This window comes from Paraburkholderia monticola (assembly GCF_001580545.1).
Lineage (GTDB): Bacteria > Pseudomonadota > Gammaproteobacteria > Burkholderiales > Burkholderiaceae > Paraburkholderia > Paraburkholderia monticola.
On sequence record NZ_LRBG01000001.1, the window covers coordinates 1 to 19,256 of the forward strand.

Here is a 19,256-nt window from a genome sequence, read left to right on the forward strand (position 1 = left end):
CGGCTTAAGATGTTGATACAGGACAGAGGTGTGCGTCTTGCCGTCGTAGACGATCTTGTCGTACACCTCGTCGGCGAAGATCATCAGGCCGTGCTGGCGCGCGATCCCGATCAGGCCGAGCAGCAGTTCGTCCGAATACAGGGCGCCGGTCGGGTTGTTCGGATTGATGACGACGAGCGCGCGCGTGTTCGGCGTGATTTTCGCGCGGATGTCGTCGAGGTCGGGCATCCAGCTATTCGACTCGTCGCAGATGTAGTGCACCGGCGTGCCGCCCGCGAGGCTCACGCCGGCGGTCCACAGCGGGTAGTCGGGTGCGGGCAGCAGCACTTCGTCGCCGTCGTTGAGCAAGGCTTGCAAGGCCATCACGATCAGTTCGGACGCGCCGTTGCCGATGTAGATGTCGTCGAGCTCGACGCCGTGCACGCCCTTTTGCTGCGTGTAGTGCATGATCGCCTTGCGCGCGGCGAACACGCCCTTCGAATCGGAGTAGCCCGACGAGCTGGGCAGATTGAGGATCATGTCCTGAATGATCTCGTCCGGCGCATCGAAGCCGAACGGCGCCAGATTGCCGATGTTCAGCTTGATGATGCGGTGGCCCTCTTCTTCGAGCCGCTTCGCATGTTCGAGGACGGGCCCGCGAATGTCGTAGCAGACATTCAACAACTTGTTGGACTTGAGAATCGGTTTCACGGCGGGCACTTCATCCTGGTTGATGGCTGGGGCAAACCTTGGGCAAACGGGTCCGGCAGACGACGCCGGGCCGCTCAGATTCACCGCTACGGAGAATTCGGACGCGGGGGCGCCAGCGACGGCGGCCATCCGCGAATTGGGTCGAACTGTCGAGCCGCCGCGGCTTTCCGGGTTCGGGCGCGGGAAAAAACGCAGCGAAAGCGGGCGATGCCAACACAGGTAGCCGGTGGGCCACGCCGATGCGCCCAGCGCGGCTTGTGGCGGCACTTGAGCGAGGGGCGCCGCAAGGCGGCTAAAAAGCTATAATTTAGCGGATTTTGGCCGACTTCCGCAATGCACCACCTGCAACGCACCCGCAGCGGCAAGCCTTTTCGGCCTTCTCGTGTGTGGCCCGCGTCGAACCGCGCGGCCTGTGGGACGTGCAGCCAGGCCGGCAACACGCATGACGTCTCACGACGACTTCGGAAAACCAATTTGAAATTACATCAGGATTCCAGCGGCGCGCTCAATACCGTCACCGGCTACGGCGCCGACTACGTCGAAATCAATCTGGTGCGTCACGCCGGCAGCATTCTCGTGCTGCCGGACGCGCCGGTCATTGCCTGGCCCGTCTCGTCGTTCGAGCAGCTGAGCGCCGAGCATTTCGCGATGCTGATCGAGCCCGCGCCCGAAGTGGTCGTGTTCGGCAGCGGCGAGCGGCTGCGCTTTCCGCATCCGCGCCTGACCGCCGCGCTCACCGCGAAACGCATCGGCGTCGAAACGATGGACTTCAAGGCCGCCTGCCGCACCTACAACATTCTGATGGCCGAGGGCCGCAAGGTCGCGGCCGCGCTACTGATCGAAGCCTGACCGAGCCCGGCGCCGGCGCATCCCGCGCGGGCCCGAGCCGCCCGTTCCGGCCCCCAGCGTGCGCCCGTGCGCGCGCTGTCGATAACAAAAAGGTTGAAATTGATGAACGATACGCCGTCGAGGCTACCGCTCAACCGCACCGCGATCCTGTTGCTGGTGCTGGTTCTCGCCGTGATCTGGTTCGTGCCGCTCGGCTGGCGCCATCTGCTGCCGAGCGACGAAGGCCGCTACGCCGAAATGGCGCGCGAAATGTTCCTGACCGGCGACTGGATCACGCCGCGCTACAACGCCTACAAGTACTTCGAGAAGCCGCCGCTGCAGACCTGGGCGAACGCGCTGACGTTCGCGTGGTTCGGCATCGGCGAATGGCAGGCGCGCCTCTACACCGCGCTCACCGGCTTCGCCGGCGTGCTGCTGATCGGTTTCACCGGCGCGCGCGTGTTCAACGCGGCGACCGGCGTGTTCACGGCACTCGTGCTCGCCTGCTCGCCGTACTGGAACCTGATGGGCCACTTCAACACGCTCGACATGGGCCTGTCGTTCTGGATGACGCTCACGTTATGCGCGCTCATGCTGGCCCAGCGCCCCAATCTGCGGCCCTCGTGCGTGCGCGGCTGGATGTGGGTGTGCTGGGCGTCGATGGCGCTGGCGGTGCTCTCCAAGGGTCTGATCGGCGTGATCCTGCCGGGCGCGGTGCTGGTGCTCTACACGTTGATCGCGCGCGACTGGGCGCTGTGGAAGCGCCTGCATCTGGTGAGCGGCCTGATCGTCTTCTTTGCGATCGTGACGCCGTGGTTCGTGCTGGTGCAGCAGCGCAATCCGGAGTTCCTGAACTTCTTCTTCATCGTCCAGCAGTTCCAGCGCTATCTGACGCCCGAGCAGAATCGGCCCGGCGCGTTCTACTATTTCGTGCCGGTGCTGCTGGTGGGCTTCCTGCCGTGGCTGTCGTTGACCGTGCAAAGCGTGCGCCACGCCTGGCGCCAGCCGCGCCAGCCGAACGGCTTCGCGCCGGTCACGCTGATGCTCACCTGGATCGTCTTCATTTTCCTGTTCTTCAGCGCGTCGCACTCGAAGCTGCTGTCCTACACGCTGCCGATCGCGCCGCCCATCGCGATGCTGATCGGCCTGTACCTGCCGCTCGTCACGCGCGACCAGCTGCGCCGCCATCTGGCGGGCTACGCGCTGTTTTTCGTGGTCGCCGCGTTCGCGGCGCTCTTCCTGCCGCGGCTCGGCACCGCACGCAATCCCGCCGAGCTGTATGCCGAATTCCGCGTGTGGGTGCTCGCGGCGCTGGCCGTCGCGTTCGTGCTCACGCTGTTGGCGCTGTGGCTGAACCGCCGCGGTGAAGGTGGCGTGGGTGCCACCGCGCGGGTCGGCCTCGGCAGCCTCGCTGCGTTCGGCGCGGGCTGGCTGCTGCTCGCCACGATCGCGGGCACCGGCCACGACGTGTTCGGGCGCCTGAGCTCCGGCGCCCCGCTCGCGCCCGCGATCAAGGCGCAACTCGCCAAACTGCCGCCCGACACGCCGTTCTACTCGGTCGGCGTGCTCGACCACACCCTGCCGTTCTACATCGGCCACACGATGATCATGGTCGCGCACCCGGACGAACTCGCGTTCGGCGTGTCCGTCGAGCCGCAAAAATGGCTGCCGACGGTCGACGCGTGGATCGAGCGCTGGAAGTCCGATCGCTACGCGCTCGCGCTGATCCCGCCGCCGACCTACGACAGCCTGGTGAAGCAAGGCGTGCCGATGCAGGTGATCGCGCGCGATCCGCGTCGCGTGGTGGTCATGAAGCCGCTTGACGACGCCGCGCCCCCGGCCGACGCCGCCGCCCCCACAGCCCCCGCAGCCCCCGCCGCCGCCGCCGCCCCCGCGGCCCCCGCGGCCAAGCCGTAACCCTATCGAGAACCAGACCGTCCGATGAACCCGATTTCCCTCTTCTGCATCCTCGCCGGCGTCACGCTGAACGCCGGCGCGCAACTGCTGCTCAAGGCCGGCACGAATGCCGTTGGACACTTCGAATTCACCCGTGCGAACATCCTGCCCATCGGCTTCAAGCTGGCAACCCAGCCGCCGATCATCGGCGGGCTCGCCTGCTACGTGGTCAGCGTGGCGGTGTGGGTCATCGGCCTGTCGCGCGTGGACGTGTCGATCGCCTATCCGATGCTCTCGCTTGGCTACGTCGTCAACGCGGTCGCCGCCTGGTACCTGTTCGGCGAAGTGATGTCGGTGCAAAAACTGGTCGGCATCGGCATCATCCTGGTCGGCGTGGTCGTGCTCGCGCGCAGCTAGGCGCGGCACCCGCAGGAACCCGAGCGGCGCCCGAGCCGCCTAAGCCAGACATAAGGTTATCCGGGGTAAGCTTGACGGTTGCGCTTTTTTCAGCCGCGGCCTTGGGTTTGCGCGTACTTTGTGGTTTACTTCGCGCCCGTCGGGCTGCGCCCCTTTCAATCGAGCGATGCATTCATGACCCAGTCACAAGTCCCGTTTTTGCCGTTTGTCAAACCCGAGATCGATGAGGAAACGATCCAGGGCGTCGCCGACGTGCTGCGCTCCGGCTGGATCACCACCGGCCCGCAGAACCAGAAGTTCGAGGCCGCGCTCTCGGAGTTCTGCGGCGGCCGCCCGGTGCGCACCTTCAATTCCGGCACCGCGACGCTCGAAATCGGCCTGCGCATCGCCGGCGTCGGTCCCGGCGACGAAGTCATCACGACCCCGGCCACCTGGGTGTCGACCAGCAACGTGATCCTCGAAACCGGCGCGACGCCGGTATTCGCCGACATCGACCCGATCACGCGCAACATCGATCTCGACCTGCTCGAAAAGGCCATCACGCCGCGCACCAAGGCGCTCCTGCCGGTGTTCCTGTCCGGCCTGCCGGTCGACATGGACCGCCTGTACGCGATCGCCCGCGCGCACAAGCTGCGCGTGATCGAAGATGCCGCGCAGGCGTTCGGCTCCAGCTGGAACGGCGAGCGCATCGGCAAGCTCGGCGACATCGTCTCGTTCAGCTTCCACGCGAACAAGAACCTGACCTCGATCGAAGGCGGCGCGCTCGTGCTGAACAACGAGGAAGAAGCGGTGCTCGCGCAGAAGTACCGCTTGCAGGGCATCACCCGCACCGGCTTCGACGGCATGGACTGCGACGTGCTCGGCGGCAAGTACAACCTGACCGACGTCGCCGCGCGCGTCGGCCTCGGCCAGCTGCCGCATCTCGAGCGTTTCATTGCGCAGCGCAAAAAGCTCGTGCGCGCGTACTTCGCGCAGCTCGAAGGCGGCGCGGCCGTGAAGCTCGGCGTCGGCCTGCCGTTCGCGGACTTCGAGAACAGCAACTGGCACATGTTCCAGATCACGCTGCCGCTCGAAAAACTGTCGATCGACCGCGCCGGCTTCATGGGCGAGCTGAAAGAGCGCGGCATCGGCGCGGGCGTGCATTACCCGGCGCTGCACCTGTTTTCCCTGTACCGCGCGCGCGGCTTCAAGGAAGGCATGTTCCCGCACGCGGAGCGCTTCGGCGCCTCCACCGTCACGCTGCCGCTCTTCACGCTGATGACCGAAGGCGATGTCGAGCGGGTGTGCCGCGCGGTCAACGAAATTTGCGAACACTACGGAAAGTAAGCGGACATGACTTATTCGGAACATCGCGCCGTCGCACCGGAAGTGTCGATCATCATTCCGGTGTACAACGAGGAAGCCGGGCTGGCCGCGCTGTTCGCGCGCCTCTATCCGGCGCTCGACGCGCTCGGCACCGGTTATGAAGTGATCTTCATCAACGACGGCAGCCGCGACAAATCCGCCGCGCTGCTCGCCGAGCAGTTCCGCGCGCGGCCCGACACGACGCGCGTGATCCTGCTGAACGGCAACTACGGCCAGCACATGGCGATTCTCGCGGGCTTCGAACAGTCGCGCGGCGACATCGTCCTCACACTCGACGCCGACCTGCAGAATCCGCCCGAGGAAATCGGCAAGCTCGTTTCGAAGATGCGCGAGGGCTTCGACTACGTCGGCACGATCCGGCGGCAGCGCCAGGACAGCCTGTGGCGCCGCAAGGCGTCGCGCGCGATGAATCATCTGCGCGAGCGCATCACCCGCATCAAGATGACCGACCAGGGCTGCATGCTGCGCGCGTACAGCCGCCACATCATCGATACGATCAACCGATGCGGCGAAATCAACACGTTCATTCCGGCGCTCGCTTACACGTTCGCGCAGAATCCGGTCGAAATCGAGGTCGCGCACGAAGAACGCTTCGCCGGCGAATCGAAGTACTCGCTGTACTCGTTGATCCGTCTGAATTTCGACCTCGTCACCGGCTTCTCGGTGGTGCCGCTGCAATGGCTGTCGTTCATCGGCGTGATTCTGTCGCTGGGGTCTGCGGCGCTGTTCGTCCTGCTGCTGATTCGCCGCTTCATCATCGGCGCAGAAGTGCAAGGTGTGTTCACGCTGTTCGCTATCACGTTCTTCATGCTCGGCGTGATCATCTTCGCGCTTGGGCTGCTCGGTGAATACATCGGGCGGATCTATCAGCAGGTGCGTGCCCGGCCGCGTTATCTGGTGCAGACCATTCTGGAAGAACGCGACGGCGCGGCCATTGTCGAAGCGCCGCGCCAGGCGGTCGTGCAAGGCGTGCAACCGGTGCCGGTCGGCGATCAGGGGCGCACGCCATGAAGCCGCGCGCCGTCGTATTCGCGTATCACAACGTCGGGGTGCGCTGCCTGCAGGTGCTGCTCGCGCGCGGCGTCGACGTGGCGCTGGTCGTCACGCACGAAGACAACCCAAGCGAGAACATCTGGTTCGGCAGCGTGGCATCGGTGGCGGCCGAACACGGCATCGCCGTCGTCACGCCGGCCGATCCGAAAAGCCCGGAACTGCGCGCCGCGGTCAGCGCCGCGCGGCCGGACTTCATCTTTTCGTTCTACTACCGCCACATGTTGCCGCTCGACCTGCTCGCGATCGCTGCACGGGGCGCTTACAACATGCACGGCTCGCTGCTGCCGAAGTATCGCGGCCGCGTGCCGACCAACTGGGCGGTCCTCAACGGCGAGAGCGAGACCGGCGCGACGCTGCACGAAATGGCCGCGAAGCCCGACGCGGGCGCGATCATCGCGCAAACCCCGGTGCCGATCCTGCCCGACGACACCGCCGCGCAGGTCTTCGACAAGGTCACCGTCGCGGCCGAGCAGACGCTGTGGCGCGTGCTGCCGGCCTTGCTGGCGGGCGAGGCGCCGCATCTGCCGAACGATCTCGCGCACGGCAGCTACTACGGCGGCCGCAAACCGGAAGACGGCCGGATCGACTGGAGCCAGCCCGCGCAGCAGGTGTACAACCTGATCCGCGCGGTCGCGCCGCCCTATCCGGGCGCCTTCGCCGACCTGAACGGACATCGTTTCATCGTCGCGCGCGCGCGTCTGGCGGCGCCCGGCGCGCTCCGCTCCGATTTGCCGCCGGGCCTGCACGTAAGCGATAATGCCGTTTTCGCGATCTGCGGCGACGGCCGTGCGATCAACATCCACGAATTGCGGCACCAGCACGACGGCGGCGAGACTGCCGTCAGTCCGGCGAAATTCGCCCAGCTCATCCAATCTCATTCATGAAAAAAGTCCTGATTCTGGGTGTGAATGGCTTCATCGGCCATCACCTGTCCAAACGCATTCTCGAAACGACCGACTGGGAAGTGTTCGGGATGGACATGCAGACCGAACGTCTCGGCGACCTCGTCAATCATGAGCGGATGCACTTCTTCGAAGGCGACATCACGATCAACAAGGAGTGGGTCGAATATCACATCCGCAAATGCGATGTGATCCTGCCGCTCGTCGCGATCGCCACGCCCGCCACCTACGTGAAGCAGCCGCTGCGCGTGTTCGAACTCGACTTCGAGGCGAACCTGCCGATCGTGCGGTCGGCCGTCAAGTACGGCAAGCACCTCGTGTTTCCGTCGACCTCCGAGGTCTACGGCATGTGCACGGACGAGCAGTTCGATCCGGAAGAATCGCAGCTGTCGTATGGCCCGATCAACAAGCCGCGCTGGATCTACGCGTGCTCGAAGCAGCTGATGGACCGCGTGATCTGGGGCTACGGCATGGAAGGCCTGAACTTCACGCTGTTCCGTCCGTTCAACTGGATCGGCCCGGGCCTCGACTCGATCTACACCCCGAAGGAAGGCAGCTCGCGCGTGGTCACGCAGTTCCTCGGCCATATCGTGCGCGGCGAGAACATCAGCCTCGTCGACGGCGGCGCGCAGAAGCGCGCGTTCACGGACATCGACGACGGCATCGGCGCGCTGATGAAGATCATCGAGAACAAGAACGGCGTCGCCACCGGCAAGATCTACAACATCGGCAACCCGACCAACAATTTCTCGGTGCGTGAGCTGGCGCACAAGATGCTGGCACTCGCGGCCGAATTCCCCGAATACGCGGATTTGGCCAAGCAGGTGCAACTGGTCGAAACGTCGTCGGGCGCGTACTACGGCAACGGCTATCAGGACGTGCAGAACCGTGTGCCGAAGATCGACAACACGATGCAGGAACTCGGCTGGGCCCCCACGTCGACTTTCGACGAAGCGCTGCGCAAGATTTTCGAGGCGTATCGCGGCCACGTCGCGGAAGCCCGCGCCCTCGTCGAACAGCAATAAGGGCGCGTCCTTGGCTCGCATCGTCCTGAAGATCGACGTCGACACGCTACGCGGCACCCGCGAAGGCGTGCCGAATCTCGCGCGCATCTTCGACCGCTTCAAGGCGCGCGCCACCTTCCTCTTCAGCCTCGGGCCCGACCACACCGGTTGGGCGATGCGCCGCGTGCTGCGCCCGGGATTTCTGAAGAAGGTGTCGCGCACGTCGGTGGTCGAGCATTACGGCGTCCGGCAGCTGATGTACGGCGTGCTGCTGCCCGGTCCGGACATCGGCGCGAAGGCCTCGGCCGAAATGCGCGCGATCCACGAGGCCGGCTTCGAATGCGGCATCCATACGTGGGATCACGTGTACTGGCAGGACAATGTGCGCGCCAAAGATCGCGCGTGGACCGTCGCGCAGATGCAGCAGAGCCACGCGCGCTTCATCGAAGTATTCGGCGCGCCGCCCGTCACGCACGGCGCGGCAGGCTGGCAGATGAACGGCCACGCGTTCGAGCAGATCGACGCGTGGGGCATGCGCTACGCGTCCGACGGCCGCGGCCACTCGCCTTATCTGCCGGTGGTGAACGGCAAAACGCTCACGCACGTGCAGATGCCGACCACGCTGCCGACGCTCGACGAAGTGCTCGGCGTCGACGGCGTCGACACGCACAACGTCGCCGCGTGGATGCTGAAGCAGACCGAAAAGAATCCGCACGACCAGGTGTTCACGCTGCACGCCGAACTCGAAGGACAGAAGCTCGCACCGATATTCGAACAGCTGCTCGAAGGCTGGCGCGCTCAGGGCCACACGTTCGCGACGATGGGCGATTACTACGCCACGCTAGACCGCGACACGCTGCCATCGTACCCTGTTACCTGGGGTGAAATTCCGGGACGCTCCGGCGAGCTGATCGTCCAGCCCTGAAGGGCCACGGCGCGGCGCGCTCGCTGCCGGGTCCGAGGATCGGACGCGTGCGCGGCAGCCACAAGGCCGCGCGCCCTCCGGGTCCCGAACAACAACAACCTCGACGACAGACCAGCCGACGCCGCGTTACCTGGCGACGCCGGCGCCAACAACCGGAGAACCTCGTGTCCATCGCAGTCGACCAACCCATCCCCGACTTCACCGCCGCCGCGACGGGCGGCGAGATTACGCTGTCCAAGCTGCGGGGCAAAAAGGTGGTGCTGTATTTCTATCCGAAGGACAACACGCCGGGCTGCACGACCGAAGGGCTGCAGTTCCGCGATCTGTACCCGAAGTTCAAGAAGGCCGGCGCGGAGGTGATCGGCGTGTCGCGCGACAGCCTGCGCTCGCATGAGAATTTCAAGGCCAAGCTCGAACTGCCCTTCCCGCTGATTTCGGATCCGGAAGAAGCGCTGTGTGCCCTTTTCGCCGTCATCAAAATGAAGAAAATGTATGGCAAAGAGGTACGGGGAATCGAGCGCTCCACGTTCCTCATCGACGCCGATGGCGTGCTGCGCCAGGAGTGGCGCGGCGTGAAAGTGCCGGGTCACGTCGACGACATTCTGGAGGCTGTACAAGCGCTTTGATGCGCGCTATATTGGGCCGCAATGAGTGCCTGTCCACCCCACATTTTTCTCCGCTGCGCCAGCTCTGACGGCCATTTGACCGAATCCACCGGTGCCGTTCGGAGCGTGAGGCGCAATGCGAGCATCATCGTCGAGCCGCTTGCCCCGAATGTCGGGGCGGCGGCTTTTTTAATTGCGCGCGGCCGTCCGTTTACCAGGCCGCACGCTTCCGTCAAGGAGCCTATCGAAGACCAGGCGAACCGGCATCTCTAGACCGAATGCGCGCCTCCTCGCGCAAACTGGGTGCTCCATGAGGGCATCGTCAGAATGCGACGGGCGGCGCACGATATGTGACCCGATCATTTCGAGGGAAACCATGCCTTTGCCTACTCCCCCCAGCAAGCTCGGCAATCTTTTGTCGCCTGACGATTACAAGGCCAAAGCCGTCACGCCCGCGCGCTCCACCGCGAAAAAACAGGCGCGTGAAGGGGAATCCGCAGAGTCGGCCGACTACGGCCGCGCCAATGTCGCCACGCCGATGGCGCACGCCGCCAACGCCGCCACCACGCTGCGACCCGTGCCCGCCGTCGACTCGCCCGCGCCCGCGCAACCCGCGCCGGCGCGCGGCCGCAGGACCAAACAGACCGCCGCGCTGTTGCAGCCGGTGCCGGCCGCGCGCCCGCAGCACGAAGCTGCCGACGCGCAGCCGGTCGTCGCGCGCGCACCTTCCGCGAAGCAGCCGGCGGCCGAACCAGCCGCCGCACCTGCCGCGGCGCCCGCCACCACCCGCAAAAAACGCGGCACCGGCGCGACGCCAGCCGAGGTGCAGAAACTGTTCGTGCTCGACACGAACGTGCTGATGCACGACCCGAGCTGCCTGTTCCGCTTCGAGGAGCACGACGTCTATCTGCCGATGATGACGTTGGAAGAGCTCGACAACCACAAGAAGGGGATGTCGGAAGTCGCGCGTAACGCGCGTCAGGTGAGCCGCACGCTCGACGCGCTCGTCGCGAACGCGGGCGACATGGCCGACGGCATCTCGCTCGCGCGTCTGGGCAGCCGCGAGGCGTCCGGGCGGCTGTACTTCCAGACCCGGCTGACTGCGATCGAGCCCGTCGAAGGTCTGCCCGAAGGCAAGGCCGACAACCAGATCCTCGGCGTCGTGCGCGCGTTGCAGCGCGACCGCACGGATCGCCAGGTCGTGCTGGTGTCGAAAGACATCAACATGCGCATCAAGGCGCATGCCATCGGTCTGCCGGCCGAAGACTACTTCAACGACCAGGTGCTCGAGGACAGCGATCTGCTGTACACGGGCGTGCGCGCGCTGCCCCAGGATTTCTGGACCCGGCACGCGAAGGGCATGGAGAGCTGGCAGGACACGAAAACCGGCACCACGTACTACCGGGTGACGGGTCCGCTGTGCGCGTCGATGCTGGTCAACGAGTTCGTTTATCTGGAGCCGCAGAACGGCGAGCCCGCGTTTCATGCGCTGGTGCGCGAGTTGAACGGCAAGACGGCGCTGCTGCAAACGCTGCGCGACTACGGCCACCACAAGAACAACGTGTGGGGCATTACGGCGCGTAATCGCGAGCAGAACTTCGCGCTGAACCTGCTGATGAATCCGGAAATCGACTTCGTCACGCTGCTCGGCCAGGCCGGCACCGGCAAGACGCTGGTCGCGCTCGCGGCTGGCCTCGCGCAGGTGCTCGACGACAAGCGCTACAACGAGATCATCGTGACGCGTGCGACGGTGCCGGTCGGTGAAGACATCGGCTTTCTGCCGGGCACCGAAGAAGAAAAGATGCAGCCGTGGATGGGTGCGTTCGACGACAACCTCGAAGTGCTGCAGAAAACCGACGACGCCGCCGGCGAATGGGGCCGCGCCGCGACCCAGGAGCTGATCCGCTCGCGACTGAAGATCAAGAGCATGAACTTCATGCGTGGCCGTACGTTCGTCGACAAGTATCTGATCATCGACGAGGCGCAGAACCTGACGCCGAAGCAGATGAAGACGCTCGTCACGCGCGCGGGTCCGGGCACGAAGATCATCTGCCTCGGCAACATCGCGCAGATCGATACGCCTTACCTGACCGAGGGCAGCTCGGGCCTGACCTACGTGGTCGATCGCTTCAAGGGCTGGGCGCACAGCGGACACGTGACGCTCGCGCGCGGCGAGCGCTCGCGCCTCGCCGACTACGCGTCGGAGATCCTCTAAGGGTTGGCCGGTTTTTCCGGCGTTTCATCGCAAGCCGCGTCCGGTTCGTTCCGGACGCGGCTTTTTTCTTGCCCCGGCGTTCCACGTGGGCAACATTTAGCGCACAAACTTCAAGTAATTTATCAACATTTCTTGCGGCAGCCTTGTTCGGCGGCTACCATCGCGACATATTCAGTGAGTCCATGGGCGCTGACCGCCCGACCGTCTTCATGCGCCGAGTCGCCTTATCGCTGCTGCCCCTCCTGCTGCTCGCCGCCTGCGCCGGCGCGCCGCAAAAGAGCTCGCGCTCGGGTGGCATCGTCGTCGCGAACGGCGCCTATCACCCGCCGCCGCCCGGCTTTCCCCACTTCGTCGATCACAGCATCGGCCGCGAGGAAATCTCGATTCAGGCGATGAGCCTCGTCGGCGTTCCCTATCGCTGGGGTGGCAATACACCCGATAGCGGCTTCGATTGCAGCGGGCTCGTGCGCTACGTGGTGCAGCGCGCGGCGTCGGTGGACCTGCCGCGCACGACCGCCGAGATGAGCGGACGCGGCGAGTCGATCGAACCGGACGAAATCGCGCCCGGCGATCTGATCTTTTTCAACACGACCGGGCGGCCGCATTCGCACGTCGGCATCTACGTCGGCAAGCTGCGCTTCGTCAATGCGCCGTCGACGGGCGGCACGGTCCGGCTCGACTATCTGACCAATCCCTATTGGGCCAAGCGCTTCGACGGCATCCGCCGGATGGCGGGTCCGGCCACGGCGCCGGCGCCGTTCGATACGCCGAGCTATCAGGCGGCAGCGCCGCGCACGGAACGTGGCGCGACGGGCACGGCAACGACCGTGGCGGCGCCGGCGGCATCCGCTTATGCCGGCGCCGGCGTGACGCCGATGTCCCGCACGCCGTCGATGGCGCCGGCGCAGCCGGCCGTGGACACGACCACGACAGCCAGCGCAAGCGGCCGCGCGCCCGTCGCGCAAGCCGATCAATTCGAGCCGCCGCCGTCAGGCCTGAGCGCGGCGCAACTGCAAGCGCGCGCCGCAGGTGCCGTCGCGCCGACGGTGGTACCCGCGGCACAGGCGAGCACAGATGAAAGCGGCACTGCTTCACCCATCCAACCGATGCAGCCGGTAACGACCGCGCGCGCCCTGCCGCAGACCGCGCCCGATGCAATCGATACCGCCGCCGACGCGTTCGAACCTGCGCCGCCCGTCTCCATCGCGGAACGCCAGGCCCGGCAGGCGCAGCAGACCCAAGGCAATGGCGGCGTGCAACTGATGCGCGCGTCGACGGCTTCCCACGGTGCGCCCGCGCCCACGCAAAGCAGCGACGACCCGATCGCCCGATTCGCGAACGGCAACGACTGACGCCGTGATCTGCTATCGTCATCGATATTCTTCCGATGGCGGGTGACGACGATGGAACTCGGGCTCAAAAACAAGGTGGTGCTGATCACCGGCGGCAGCAAAGGCATCGGCTTCGCCTGCGCGCGCGCTTTCGCGCAGGAAGGCGCGAAGGTTGCGATCGTGTCGCGCGATCCCGCCAATCTGGCGCGCGCCTACGAACAGCTGAAAGAGGAAGGATTCCACGTGCACCGCACGCGCGCCGATCTGCACGAGCCGCACAGCGCCGCCGATATCGTCGAGGAAGTCAGCACCGCGGTGGGCCCGATCGACGTGCTGATCAATAGCGCCGGCGCCGCGCGCCGGTACGATCCCGAAACGCTCGATGCCGACGCATTCCGCGCGACGATGGAAGCGAAGTACTTCCCGTACATCTATCCGCAGCAGGAAGTGCTGCGCCGTATGGCCGAGCGCGCGAAGGCCAACGGCGGCGCGGAGCCGGGCACGATCGTCAATATCATCGGCATGGGCGGCAAGATCGCGAGCGACATCCATATCGCGGGCGGCGCGGCCAACGCGGCGCTGATGCTCGCGACCGTCGGCCTCGCCCACTACTATGCACGCTACGGCATCCGCATCAACGCGATCAATCCAGGCGCGACGCTCACTGAGCGCGTCGAGGAAGCGGTCAGGCTGGAGGCGGCGCAACAGGGTATCGGCAACGAAGAAGCGCTCGCGCGCGGTCAGGCGAAAACGCCGCTCGGCCGCTATGCAAAACCCGAGGAGATCGCCGACGTGGCGCTGTTTCTCGCGAGTCGGCGGGCGAGCTATGTGACCGGCGCGATCATTCCGATGGATGGTGCGAACGCGCCGCTGATCTGAACGGCTCAGGCATCGCGCCGGCCTTCGAGACGGCGCAAAACGCGTGGTTTGGTCGAACTGCCGAGGGGAGACGATGCGATGCAACGGGCGGCATGACGCCGAAACCCGCGCGTGCCGTTCAGCCGAACTCAGCCGAACCTTGCAGCGCAGGCTTGCATCGCAGCGTGATTACAGAAAGTGGTGACCCAGCCACCAGGCACCGCCGGACAGCACGGCGGAAGCCGGGATCGTCAGAATCCAGGCCCAGACGATGTTGCCGGCGACACCCCAGCGCACCGCGCTCAGCTTCTGGGTCGCGCCGACCCCGACGATCGCGCCAGTGATCGTGTGCGTGGTGGACACGGGAATGCCGAGCGCCGAGGCGGTAAACAGCGTGATCGCTCCGCCCGCCTCCGCGCAGAAGCCGCCGACCGGCTTCAACTTCGTGATTTTCTGTCCCATCGTGCGCACGATGCGCCAGCCGCCGAACAGCGTACCGAGACCCATCGACAGATAGCAGCCGCCGATCACCCACAGCGGCGGCGCGTCCGCCTTCATCGACGCGAAGCCGGTGGCGATCAGCAGCATCCAGATGATGCCGATGGTTTTCTGCGCGTCGTTGCCACCATGACCCAGGCTGTACAGGCCAGCGGAGATCAATTGCAGGCGGCGAAAGCGCCGGTCGACCTTGCTAGGCGGCGTGCGGAAGTACAGCCACGACACCAGCAGCATGAAAAACGAGCCGAGCACGAAGCCGAGCAGCGGCGAAATGAAGATGAACGCGACGGTCTTCATCAGGCCGTCCCAGTTCAGCGATCCCCAGCCCGACTTCGCGAGCGCCGCGCCTACGAGTCCGCCGATCAGCGCGTGCGACGAGCTGGACGGAATGCCGTAGACCCAGGTAATCACGTTCCACGCGATCGCACCGACCAACGCGCCGAAGATCACGTAATGGTCGACGATGTCCGGGTCGATCGTGCCCTTGCCGACGGTCGCGGCCACCTTCAGGTGGAACACGAAATACGCGATGACGTTGAACGCCGCCGCAAAGGCCACCGCCTGCTGCGGCTTCAGCACGCCAGTCGACACGACCGTGGCGATCGAATTTGCCGCGTCGTGGAAGCCGTTCATGAAGTCGAACACCAGCGCAACGGCAACCAGGCCGGCGACGACCCAGATAGCAAGTTGTATCGATTGCATTATGCGTTTTCCAGCACGATGCCTTCGATGATGTTCGCCACGTCCTCACATTTGTCCGTGATCGTTTCGAGCAGCTCGTAGATCGCCTTCAGCTTGATCAGCGTCTTGACGTCGTCTTCCTCACGGAACAGCTTCGACATCGCCGCGCGCAGCACGCGGTCGGCTTCCGATTCGAGCCGGTCGATGTCCTCGCAGGCCTTCAGGATCTGGCTCGCCTGCTTCATGTCCGACAGCAGGCTGACCGCGAACTGCACGCGCTCGCAGGTCGCCGTGCAGATATGCGCGAGCTGGCTCGCCTCCGACGTGACCGCTTGCACGTCGTACAGCGAGATCGCGGTGGCGACGTCCTCCATCAGGTCGAGGATGTCGTCCATCGTCGTGATCAGCTTGTGGATCTCGTCGCGGTCGAGCGGCGTGATGAAGGTCTTGTGCAGCAGGTCGATGGCTTCGTGCGTGAGCTTGTCGGCCGCTTTCTCGGCCTTTTGAACGTTTTGCTTGTGGGTTTCGGCTTCCTGCAGATTGTCGATCAGCAGCTCGAGTTCGCGACTTGCCGAGATGATGCACGTTGCGTGCGCATTGAAGATTTCAAAGAACTTGCCCTCGGTGGGCATGAATCGACCGAACATTGGGATCCTGGATATGGGTCACATAATGGCTGACATAAAACCGCCATATTGTACCGTCGCGCCAATGTTGCCGCACTCGCGGCAGCATCGTTACAACAGCGCGCGGGGTTTCGCGTCACTCGCTGCCGTAGAAGTTCTGCGCACCGGCAAAGTTGTCGAACTTCGTGTATTGGCCGTGGAACGTGAGTCGAACGGGACCGATCGGACCATTCCGCTGCTTGCCGATGATGATCTCCGCGGTGCCCTTGTCGGGGCTGTCCGGGTTGTACACTTCGTCGCGGTAGATGAACAGGATCACGTCGGCATCCTGTTCGATAGCGCCCGATTCGCGCAGGTCCGACATGATCGGGCGCTTGTTGGGCCGCTGCTCGAGGCCGCGGTTCAGCTGCGACAGCGCGATCACCGGCACGTCGAGCTCCTTTGCGAGGCTCTTCAGCGAACGCGAGATTTCCGAGATTTCGGTCGCGCGGTTTTCGCCCGACGACGAGCCGCTCATCAGCTGCAGGTAGTCGATGATGATCAGCCCGAGCTTGCCGCATTGGCGCGACAGCCGGCGCGCGCGCGAGCGCAGTTCCATCGGGTTCAGACCGCCGGTTTCGTCGATGAAGATCTGCGCCTCGCTCATTTTCTGCACCGCGTGCGTGAGCTTGGGCCAATCCTCGTCGGTCAGCCGTCCGGTTCGCATGCGATGCTGGTCGAGCCGGCCGACCGAGCCAAGCATACGCATCGTGAGCTGCGTGCCCGGCATTTCCATCGAGAACACCGCGACCGGCAACCCGTACTCGACCGCGACGTATTCGCCGATGTTCATCGAAAACGCCGTCTTACCCATCGACGGACGGCCCGCGACGATGATCAGCTCGCCGCCGTGCATGCCCGAGGTCATGCGGTCCAGATCGACGAAGCCGGTCGGCGTGCCGGTCACGTCGCTCGGATTGGCAGTGTGATAGAGCGTGTCGATCCGCTCGACCACCTGGGTCAGCAGCGGCCCGATCTCGAGAAAGCCCTGGGTGCCGCGCGCGCCGTCTTCGGCGATCGAGAACACCTTCGATTCCGCTTCGTCCAGCAATTGCCGGACTTCCTTGCCTTGCGGATTGAACGCGTCGGCGGAGATTTCATCGGCGACCGACACGAGCCGGCGCAGCACCGCGCGGTCGCGCACGATTTCCGCATAGCGGCGGATATTGGCCGCGCTCGGCGTGTTTTGCGCGAGCGCGTTCAGGTACGCGAGGCCACCCACCTCTTCCGCCTTGCCGGAGGTCCCGAGCGCTTCGTAGACGGTCACCACGTCGGCCGGACGCGTGGCCGCGATCAGCTTGCCGATGTGCTCGAAGATGATGCGGTGGTCGTAGCGGTAAAAGTCGCTCTGCGCGAGGAAGTCGGCGATGCGGTCCCACGCCGCATTGTCGAGCAGCAGGCCGCCCAGAACCGATTGCTCGGCTTCGATCGAATGCGGCGGGACTTTCAGCGACTCGAGTTGGGGATCTTTGGACGGTGCGTTCATGGGGAGGAATTATCGGGCAATCCGGCGGCGGCCGCGAGCGGAAAAAGCGCAAATTCGGGGATAGACGAGCGAAATTCGGGCACAAAAAAAGCAGGGGCCGGTTACCCGGCCCCTGCTCTTCACCAGCGATACGCTGGCTGAACCTGCCTGATGCTTAGACGTGCTCGCCGACCACGGCCACCGTCACATCGACGAGAACGTCGGTGTGCAGCGAAACCTGAACCGGGTGCTCGCCAACCAGCTTCAACGGGCCTTCCGGCAGACGCACTTGCGACTTCTCGACTTCGAAGCCTTGCTTGCCGAGCGCTTCGGCGATGTCGGCGTTCGTCACCGAGCCGAACAGACGGCCGTCGACGCCAGCCTTCTGATTGATCTGAACGGTCTGGCCTGCCAGCTTTTCGCCTTGAGCCTGAGCGGCTGCCAGCTTTTCAGCGGCGACCTTCTCGAGTTCTGCGCGGCGCACTTCGAATTCAGCCAGGGCGTCCTTCGTTGCACGGCGAGCTTTCTTGTTCGGGATCAGGAAGTTACGTGCGTAACCGTCCTTGACCTTCACGATGTCGCCCAGGTTACCCAGATTGACGACTTTTTCCAGAAGAATGATTTGCATTGGGATGCTCCTTATCGCGTCGTCGGGTTAGGCCTTGTGCTGGTCGGTGTACGGCACCAGCGCGAGGAAACGTGCGCGCTTGATAGCCGTGTCCAGCTGGCGTTGATAATGCGCCTTGGTACCCGTGAGACGTGCCGGCGTGATCTTGCCGTTCTCGCCGATGAAGTCCTTCAGCGTTTCGATGTCTTTGTAGTCGATGTACTCGACGCCAGCAGCCGTGAAACGGCAGAACTTCTTGCGCTTGAAGAGCGGGTTCTGTTGCTGACGACGCTTGTCGAATTTCTTACCAGTCGGGCGGGGCATGATTAGTCCTTTCCAATGTCCTGCAATGCTGTGATGTGAAATACCAGAGTTCGCGCGTTACGGTGCTTTTTCGCCAGAAAACCTGTGAAGAGCGTTTCGACGCCCATCTGACAGCTTTCGAGCCTACCGCTCGCTTCGCCCGCGGCGACCGCCTGCATGGTCAGTTCGACCTGACGGGCAATGCCCGCCTCGACGACTTCCGTGCGGTGGTGCAACGTGCAGCTTGCAATCGGAACGCCGGCGGGGGTGTACCGCACCGGTTCGCGTTCGACGACGCTCGCCGTAAGTTGCAGCCGGTTCATGTACCTGATGGTCCTTCGTGTACGTGAGCGGAGCGACGCTGCGTATCTGGCAGCTTAAATAGTGTGTCTTAAGCCTGCGCTTCGGTCGGCTGAGCGGCTGCCGACTTCTTGGCTTCCTCGCGCTGCACTTCCTTCATCATCGGCGACGGGCCGGTTTCGGCCTTCTTCAGCTTGACGATGAGGTGACGCAGAACGGCGTCGTTGAACTTGAATGCGTGTTCCAGCTCGTCGAGCGTGGTCTGGTCGCATTCGATGTTCATGCAGACGTAGTGAGCCTTCGCGAGTTTCTCGATCATGTAGGCCAGTTGGCGACGGCCCCAGTCTTCGACGCGGTGGATCTGACCACCGTGCGACGTGATCGTGGTCTTGTAACGCTCGATCATGGCGGGCACCTGCTCGCTTTGATCGGGATGCACGATAAAGACGATTTCGTAATGACGCATTACACACTCCTTGTGCTGACTTTTGGATAGAAGCCGCCCGGGCGTCGGAACCGGTGCGGCAAGTGAGAAGCCAAAGAGTGTAACCCGAATGGGGACGGGTTGCAAGGCATTCCGCGGATTCGGCCGCGGAATCGGACGTGTTTTCAAGAGCTTAGGCGTGACAGGACCGCGGAACTCGGACC

The 19,256-nt window shown here is 64.4% G+C and carries 20 protein-coding genes; 12 read left to right on the forward strand and 8 right to left on the reverse strand.

Annotation, left to right across the window (positions count from 1 at the left end):
- The coding region (locus CI15_RS00005; protein ID WP_153041022.1) for an aminotransferase class I/II-fold pyridoxal phosphate-dependent enzyme at positions 1-699 on the reverse strand (699 nt) is incomplete at its 3' end.
- A gap of 465 nt (positions 700-1,164) precedes the next feature.
- Here CI15_RS00005 and CI15_RS00010 point away from each other — a divergent pair.
- The 12 genes from CI15_RS00010 to CI15_RS00065 all read left to right on the forward strand — a co-directional run bounded on the left by CI15_RS00010 (position 1,165) and on the right by CI15_RS00065 (position 14,110).
- The gene (locus tag CI15_RS00010; protein WP_062122858.1) at positions 1,165-1,539 is read left to right on the forward strand and encodes an Mth938-like domain-containing protein; all 375 of its coding nucleotides are present in this window, start codon (positions 1,165-1,167) and stop codon (positions 1,537-1,539) included.
- Positions 1,540-1,641: 102 nt separating this feature from the next.
- On the forward strand, positions 1,642-3,435 hold the full coding sequence (locus CI15_RS00015; RefSeq protein ID WP_062122862.1) for an ArnT family glycosyltransferase: 1,794 nt from the start codon (positions 1,642-1,644) through the stop codon (positions 3,433-3,435).
- Between the two features lie 24 nt (positions 3,436-3,459).
- On the forward strand, positions 3,460-3,831 hold the full coding sequence (locus tag CI15_RS00020) for an SMR family transporter (protein WP_062122865.1): 372 nt from the start codon (positions 3,460-3,462) through the stop codon (positions 3,829-3,831).
- 174 nt (positions 3,832-4,005) lie between these two features.
- Complete coding sequence (locus CI15_RS00025; RefSeq protein WP_062122868.1) at positions 4,006-5,157, forward strand: DegT/DnrJ/EryC1/StrS family aminotransferase; 1,152 nt, start codon at positions 4,006-4,008, stop codon at positions 5,155-5,157.
- Positions 5,158-5,163: 6 nt separating this feature from the next.
- On the forward strand, positions 5,164-6,207 hold the full coding sequence (locus CI15_RS00030; protein WP_062122872.1) for a glycosyltransferase: 1,044 nt from the start codon (positions 5,164-5,166) through the stop codon (positions 6,205-6,207).
- Positions 6,204-7,133 (forward strand): formyltransferase, encoded by a 930-nt coding sequence (locus tag CI15_RS00035; RefSeq protein ID WP_062122875.1) that lies wholly within the window; start codon positions 6,204-6,206, stop codon positions 7,131-7,133. Before CI15_RS00030 ends, CI15_RS00035 begins: the two co-directional genes overlap by 4 nt.
- Complete coding sequence (locus CI15_RS00040) at positions 7,130-8,176, forward strand: bifunctional UDP-4-keto-pentose/UDP-xylose synthase (RefSeq protein WP_062122878.1); 1,047 nt, start codon at positions 7,130-7,132, stop codon at positions 8,174-8,176. The genes CI15_RS00035 and CI15_RS00040 overlap by 4 nt, the downstream gene beginning before the upstream one ends.
- Before the next feature lie 10 nt (positions 8,177-8,186).
- Positions 8,187-9,080 (forward strand): polysaccharide deacetylase family protein, encoded by an 894-nt coding sequence (locus tag CI15_RS00045; RefSeq protein WP_062122880.1) that lies wholly within the window; start codon positions 8,187-8,189, stop codon positions 9,078-9,080.
- Between the two features lie 164 nt (positions 9,081-9,244).
- Positions 9,245-9,706 carry a peroxiredoxin gene (locus CI15_RS00050; RefSeq protein WP_062122883.1) on the forward strand — a complete coding sequence of 154 codons (462 nt, stop codon included), beginning with the start codon at positions 9,245-9,247 and terminating at the stop codon, positions 9,704-9,706.
- Between the two features lie 355 nt (positions 9,707-10,061).
- Positions 10,062-11,900, forward strand: a complete 1,839-nt coding sequence (locus tag CI15_RS00055) for a PhoH family protein (RefSeq protein ID WP_062122886.1) — start codon at positions 10,062-10,064, stop codon at positions 11,898-11,900.
- Between the two features lie 209 nt (positions 11,901-12,109).
- A complete protein-coding gene (locus CI15_RS00060) occupies positions 12,110-13,252 on the forward strand; it encodes a C40 family peptidase (protein WP_062123835.1) in 1,143 nt (380 codons plus the stop codon).
- A gap of 51 nt (positions 13,253-13,303) precedes the next feature.
- Positions 13,304-14,110 carry an SDR family NAD(P)-dependent oxidoreductase gene (locus CI15_RS00065; protein ID WP_062122887.1) on the forward strand — a complete coding sequence of 269 codons (807 nt, stop codon included), beginning with the start codon at positions 13,304-13,306 and terminating at the stop codon, positions 14,108-14,110.
- A gap of 168 nt (positions 14,111-14,278) precedes the next feature.
- On the opposite strand, the gene CI15_RS00070 is transcribed toward CI15_RS00065, so the two are convergent.
- The 7 genes from CI15_RS00070 to rpsF all read right to left on the reverse strand — a co-directional run bounded on the left by CI15_RS00070 (position 14,279) and on the right by rpsF (position 19,074).
- Positions 14,279-15,289, reverse strand: a complete 1,011-nt coding sequence (locus tag CI15_RS00070; protein ID WP_062122890.1) for an inorganic phosphate transporter — start codon at positions 15,287-15,289, stop codon at positions 14,279-14,281.
- Positions 15,289-15,915 carry a DUF47 domain-containing protein gene (locus CI15_RS00075; RefSeq protein ID WP_062122893.1) on the reverse strand — a complete coding sequence of 209 codons (627 nt, stop codon included), beginning with the start codon at positions 15,913-15,915 and terminating at the stop codon, positions 15,289-15,291. Before CI15_RS00075 ends, CI15_RS00070 begins: the two co-directional genes overlap by 1 nt.
- A gap of 115 nt (positions 15,916-16,030) precedes the next feature.
- On the reverse strand, positions 16,031-17,419 hold the full coding sequence (locus tag CI15_RS00080) for a replicative DNA helicase (RefSeq protein ID WP_062122896.1): 1,389 nt from the start codon (positions 17,417-17,419) through the stop codon (positions 16,031-16,033).
- 154 nt (positions 17,420-17,573) lie between these two features.
- On the reverse strand, positions 17,574-18,026 hold the full coding sequence (rplI, locus tag CI15_RS00085) for a 50S ribosomal protein L9 (RefSeq protein ID WP_062122899.1): 453 nt from the start codon (positions 18,024-18,026) through the stop codon (positions 17,574-17,576).
- A gap of 27 nt (positions 18,027-18,053) precedes the next feature.
- Complete coding sequence (rpsR, locus tag CI15_RS00090; RefSeq protein ID WP_013588504.1) at positions 18,054-18,329, reverse strand: 30S ribosomal protein S18; 276 nt, start codon at positions 18,327-18,329, stop codon at positions 18,054-18,056.
- A 2-nt stretch (positions 18,330-18,331) separates the two neighbouring features.
- On the reverse strand, positions 18,332-18,631 hold the full coding sequence (gene priB / locus CI15_RS00095; RefSeq protein WP_062122902.1) for a primosomal replication protein N: 300 nt from the start codon (positions 18,629-18,631) through the stop codon (positions 18,332-18,334).
- Between the two features lie 68 nt (positions 18,632-18,699).
- Positions 18,700-19,074 carry a 30S ribosomal protein S6 gene (gene rpsF / locus CI15_RS00100; protein ID WP_062122905.1) on the reverse strand — a complete coding sequence of 125 codons (375 nt, stop codon included), beginning with the start codon at positions 19,072-19,074 and terminating at the stop codon, positions 18,700-18,702.
- Positions 19,075-19,256 lie beyond the last annotated feature (182 nt).

Excerpts from the sequence above, each read along its gene's own strand:
- CI15_RS00030 (WP_062122872.1), top strand. The coding sequence starts at position 5,164 with ATGACTTATTCGGAACATCGCGCCGTCGCACCGGAAGTGTCGATCATC.
- CI15_RS00065 (WP_062122887.1), top strand. The coding sequence starts at position 13,304 with ATGGAACTCGGGCTCAAAAACAAGGTGGTGCTGATCACCGGCGGCAGC.
- CI15_RS00035 (WP_062122875.1), top strand. The coding sequence starts at position 6,204 with ATGAAGCCGCGCGCCGTCGTATTCGCGTATCACAACGTCGGGGTGCGC.
- rpsR (WP_013588504.1), bottom strand. The coding sequence starts at position 18,329 with ATGCCCCGCCCGACTGGTAAGAAATTCGACAAGCGTCGTCAGCAACAG.
- priB (WP_062122902.1), bottom strand. The coding sequence starts at position 18,631 with ATGAACCGGCTGCAACTTACGGCGAGCGTCGTCGAACGCGAACCGGTG.
- rplI (WP_062122899.1), bottom strand. The coding sequence starts at position 18,026 with ATGCAAATCATTCTTCTGGAAAAAGTCGTCAATCTGGGTAACCTGGGC.
- CI15_RS00080 (WP_062122896.1), bottom strand. The coding sequence starts at position 17,419 with ATGAACGCACCGTCCAAAGATCCCCAACTCGAGTCGCTGAAAGTCCCG.
- CI15_RS00070 (WP_062122890.1), bottom strand. The coding sequence starts at position 15,289 with ATGCAATCGATACAACTTGCTATCTGGGTCGTCGCCGGCCTGGTTGCC.
- CI15_RS00020 (WP_062122865.1), top strand. The coding sequence starts at position 3,460 with ATGAACCCGATTTCCCTCTTCTGCATCCTCGCCGGCGTCACGCTGAAC.
- CI15_RS00055 (WP_062122886.1), top strand. The coding sequence starts at position 10,062 with ATGCCTTTGCCTACTCCCCCCAGCAAGCTCGGCAATCTTTTGTCGCCT.
- CI15_RS00075 (WP_062122893.1), bottom strand. The coding sequence starts at position 15,915 with ATGTTCGGTCGATTCATGCCCACCGAGGGCAAGTTCTTTGAAATCTTC.
- CI15_RS00060 (WP_062123835.1), top strand. The coding sequence starts at position 12,110 with ATGCGCCGAGTCGCCTTATCGCTGCTGCCCCTCCTGCTGCTCGCCGCC.
- CI15_RS00025 (WP_062122868.1), top strand. The coding sequence starts at position 4,006 with ATGACCCAGTCACAAGTCCCGTTTTTGCCGTTTGTCAAACCCGAGATC.
- CI15_RS00040 (WP_062122878.1), top strand. The coding sequence starts at position 7,130 with ATGAAAAAAGTCCTGATTCTGGGTGTGAATGGCTTCATCGGCCATCAC.
- rpsF (WP_062122905.1), bottom strand. The coding sequence starts at position 19,074 with ATGCGTCATTACGAAATCGTCTTTATCGTGCATCCCGATCAAAGCGAG.
- CI15_RS00015 (WP_062122862.1), top strand. The coding sequence starts at position 1,642 with ATGAACGATACGCCGTCGAGGCTACCGCTCAACCGCACCGCGATCCTG.